Below are 4,014 nucleotides of genomic sequence, written 5' to 3'. Positions count from 1 at the left end.
CTATTGAGGATATCCTGCTGATCTGAGGTTGTCAATAGAAAATGGGCCTGATTTGTCAATACTATGATTGACAAATCAGACTGGTGTATGGTATGCTCAAGGAAAGCAAGAAGGAAGAAGGTGTTTCTTCTTCCTGTCAAGCATTTTTGAGACAGCGTGCTCTTCTCAACCGAGAGAGAGGCCATTATGGAATCGTTTCCTCAGCTGCTTGCGCAGTATATTCGGGCATCAGGCATTAAGCAAAAGCACCTGGCAACAGTTGCAGGCATCAGCGTGAATTATCTCCAACGGATTCTCTCTGGGGATCGTCGGCCTAGTGAGCAAGTGGTTCAACGTCTCACGGAAGCGCTCGGCTTGAGTACCGAGCAGGCAGGAACCTTACTAGCGGCGGCTGGTTATCCTCCCCATCCCGAGGAAGCTTCTCTGAGCGCTTCGGCATCTTATTCCTCCTCCGCTCCTTTTCTGGATTCTGGACTTACGCGTTTGATGCAGACGACTCAGGAATGGTACCGGCTTGTCAGAGAGGTGGGACCAACTCACCAAATGGCCTTGCTGGATGAGATGAGGACATTTCTCTCCTACCTGCGTTACAAGTATGTGTTCTGCGGCGCTGCTGATCTATTGAGTCTGCGGGAGATAGCTCTCCCTGCCAGGACAGAGGTCAATCCTTCTCCTCTTTCTCTCGATCTCCTTGCTCAGATCGTAGAGCAATGGCAGACGGGTAGCTCTCTCTCCTCGGAAGGCGGAAATGAATCAGAAAAGCTTGGGACCCCGGGGGAGGAGCTATTACTGACCATTGACCAGCTTGTTGGAGCAGTGCTTAGCGGTGTTGGTCAAGCTCATCCCAGCCAGCTTCAACTGCTGCTTTCTGTGGCAGAGGGCCTTCATGAAGAGGCACCTTGGGAGCTTCGCCGACGCATTGCTGAGGCTCTACCAGCATTGTGTCGCTGTGACCCTGCGAAAGCAGAACGGCTGATTGAGGTCTTGCGCCTGGATTACGATCCGATCCGCAGAGCGGATATTCGGCGACGTGTAGTAGAAGCCTTACCCGCACTCTTCCAGGCGACTCCAGAGTCCGGTCACCGTCTGCTCTCCTGGCTCCGTCTCCTCCCTGATGATGATATTTACGTTGGGCTGGCCGCAGTAGAAGTCTGCGGTGATCTGAGAGAGCACGTTCAGCGATTGCTTGCCGGCACGTTGGAAGAACACGTGTCTGATCCAGAAGAGCAAGGTCGACTACGGCAGCAGTTGGAGCAACTTCGCGCTGCCTTACCTGAGTTACTGAGCCACTACCTTAGCCGCTGGGAGGGGGTGGAACGAGAGGCTGTGCGCTTCTCCATCGCCTTGCATGAGATTATTGCTGCCCCTGCCCCTGAAACGGCGCTTCAGGCCATCTCGGAAGGGTTGCGGCAGGGCCACCTGCTGGTTCAGATTGTTGCAGCTCGGTATTTAGAACGGCTGCTTCCTGTACGCACCGAAGCAGTCTTGCAAATATACCACCATCTCTTGAGAAACAGCTCTTCACGCCATCGAAATGTTCGCAGGGCGGTGGCTAAGGCTCTGCCTGCAATCCTGCCCTACTTGCGGGCAGAGTCGTCTGTCCGTCATCTCGCCCAGCACGTAATCAGCTGCTTGGCAGGAGAAACTGATCTCTATATTCGTCGAGCGGTTGCTGATCGCGCGATGCATATCCTCTCGCTCGATAGAGAATTTTTGCTCACACTGCTTCAGCAGATGCATCGGGATGCCGATCCTGCCATCCGCTATCGCTTACGCCCAGTGGCATTGCGTCTGGCAGAGATCTGGCTGGTTTGGTATGCGCACACGGTTCGTCTTCTGGGAGCATTTCCTGCCTCTCGGCGGACCACGAGACCCTTTGGAGAGCAGCCATGATGCCAACAGTGCAGAGAAAGGTGGCAGTTCTCTTCCTGGCCGACCAGAGTAATCGCTTCAGCATCAATGCCTTGACCGGAGCCATTGAGCAAGATCCGCGCCTCAGCGAGGTCACGCTGCAGTTTGTCCCACCAGCGCCAGGGGCCAGCCTCTCGGCCTTGCAAGCGCTGCGGGAGCAGGTGGGATCACACGGCACTGTTGTGGTGGCTTGTAGCTTTATGACGGCGGCGCTGCCCAAGATGGCCTCCCTGCTTGACACCCTCAAGAGGCAGACGGGCACCTCCCAGGAGCAGGTACGCTTTGTCGCCGGGGGGGCCCATGCTTCCGGCGATGCTGCCGGCACCTTGCGCCTGGGCTTCGATGTCGTCTTTATTGGAGAGGGGGAGTGGTCGTTCTGTGAATTTCTGGTGCGCTTACTGCAGGGCCAGCCTGATCCGGCAGACATCCCTGGGGTCGCGGTGCTTGGGCAAGGGAACCAGGGGCAGCGGGTCCTGCGGACAGGGCGCCCCCCATTGATTGAGCTGACCAGTCGCTATCCCAGCATTGGCGTCAAGCATCGTCGCCTGGGAGCCATTGAGATTGGCCGAGGCTGCCCGCATGCGTGCCGCTTCTGTCAGACGCCGTTTTTGCATGGGGCCCGGATGCGGCACCGAGCGCTGGAAAACGTCTTGGAGCATATCGAGCAGCTGGTGCGTGCTGGGTTCAAGGACATCCGCTTCATCACCCCCGACGCGCTCGCCTATCTCTCAGATGATGGGATGCATCCGCAACCGGAGCGCCTGGAGGTAGCGCTGCGAGCGATGCGAGAGGTCGCGGGGGGAGCGCGGCTGAAATTTGGGGAATTCCCCAGTGAGATGAGGCCAGAGTATATCACGCCTGAGATTGCCCAGCTGCTGGATCGTTGCTCAGATGCGGCCTATTTTGCCATTGGGGCCCAGACAGGAAGTGAACGGTTATTGGCGGCCATGCATCGTGAGCATGGCGTTGAAGCCGTGGAGCAGGCAGTACGGAACCTGGCGCGGTACTGTCACAACGTCAAGCGCATCTATGTTGACTTCATCGCCGGGCTGCCAGGGGAGACAGAGCAGGATGAAGCGGCGAGCCGTGCCCTGATGGAGCGACTGACGAGTATCAGTCCCAAGGTGTGCATTCATAGCCATACCTTTATGCCACTGCCTGGCACACCCCTGCAAGATGCGCCTCCTGGCTCTGTTGGGAAGACCACCCGAGCCATCTTTACTCATCTGGCTCAGCGAGGGCAAGAGTGGGGGGAATGGCAACAGCAGGAGACCCTGGCCCAGCTGATCACGGTGATGCGCCGTCGACCCGATGGGGTACCGGTCAGCAGGTCCTCGCAGGAACGGGGGACGTCTTCATGAGCGTGATAGGAGCCAGGTGCTTGCTGGCGGCAGGACCTGGCCCAACCGGCGCAGGACAGCCAGCTCGAAGCCGAGCTGGCGGCTGATGCCGGTGAAGCAGTCGAGCAGAGAGCATGGGGAAAGAGGGCCTGCATCTGGAAGGCCCAGATGCCGGTGCCTCGCCTCGCTCAACGGGGAAAGCAGGCCTGGACCAGGCTCCCAGGGGCTGGGCTGGCTTTCCCTCCCTTGACAAGCTCCTCTTGGCTGGCGAGCTTCCTCCAGGAGCAGGCGTCTCCGAGTCTGCTGCGACCGCCCAGCCTGTGCGCCGCTCAGCAAGCAGGTGACTCCTTCTCCTGATGCTTCTCTAGCGCCACACCGGGCCGCGCTGGAACGCCGAAGGCTGCTGCTGACCTCCATCGACAGCAATCACCGCCCCATTGATCCAACTCGCTGCTGGAGATGCCACAAACACCACGACACGAGCCACCTCCTCGGGCGTACCGAGTCTCCCAAACGGAAACTCCTCTTGCGCGAAGCGCGCGAACGCTTCGGGATGACGCGCTTGAAAGCGTTCCCAGCCTCCCCCGGCGAACAAGACCGACCCGGGGCAAATGGTGTTGACACGAATGCGCAAGGGCGCCAGTTCCAGCGCGAGCGCCTGACTGAGAAAGATTTCTGCCGCCTTGGCTGTGCCATACTGCACGGATAGAGACGGCTTCCTTCCTGAGATCGAGGAGATAATCACGATGGCACTCTCTGGCTG

The 4,014-nt window shown here is 58.5% G+C and carries 3 protein-coding genes and 1 pseudogene; 3 read left to right on the top strand and 1 reads right to left on the bottom strand.

All coding sequences use genetic code 11. The features are described 5' to 3' along the window. Positions 1–186 precede the first annotated feature (186 nt). The 3 genes and pseudogenes from IRZ31_RS21530 to IRZ31_RS20525 form a co-directional block, all read left to right on the top strand. Positions 187–357: pseudogene (locus tag IRZ31_RS21530) on the top strand (helix-turn-helix transcriptional regulator); the annotation flags it as partial. An 825-nt stretch (positions 358–1,182) separates the two neighbouring features. Beyond that, a complete protein-coding gene (locus tag IRZ31_RS20530) occupies positions 1,183–1,893 on the top strand; it encodes a hypothetical protein (RefSeq protein WP_297157393.1) in 711 nt (236 codons plus the stop codon). Continuing rightward, positions 1,890–3,272 carry a TIGR04013 family B12-binding domain/radical SAM domain-containing protein gene (locus IRZ31_RS20525; RefSeq protein WP_297157390.1) on the top strand — a complete coding sequence of 461 codons (1,383 nt, stop codon included), beginning with the start codon at positions 1,890–1,892 and terminating at the stop codon, positions 3,270–3,272. The genes IRZ31_RS20530 and IRZ31_RS20525 overlap by 4 nt, the downstream gene beginning before the upstream one ends. Positions 3,273–3,615: 343 nt before the next feature. Here IRZ31_RS20525 and IRZ31_RS20520 read toward each other — a convergent pair. Further along, the coding region (locus IRZ31_RS20520; protein WP_297157387.1) for an SDR family oxidoreductase at positions 3,616–4,014 on the bottom strand (399 nt) is incomplete at its 5' end.

This window comes from Thermogemmatispora sp., assembly GCF_019683635.1.
Classification (GTDB): Bacteria; Chloroflexota; Ktedonobacteria; order Ktedonobacterales; family Ktedonobacteraceae; genus Thermogemmatispora.
This window is presented reverse-complemented; position numbering and strand designations above follow the sequence as displayed.

Bases quoted from the DNA above. Each gene is read 5' to 3' on its own strand.
- IRZ31_RS20525 (WP_297157390.1), top strand. From the start codon at position 1,890: ATGATGCCAACAGTGCAGAGAAAGGTGGCAGTTCTCTTCCTGGCCGAC.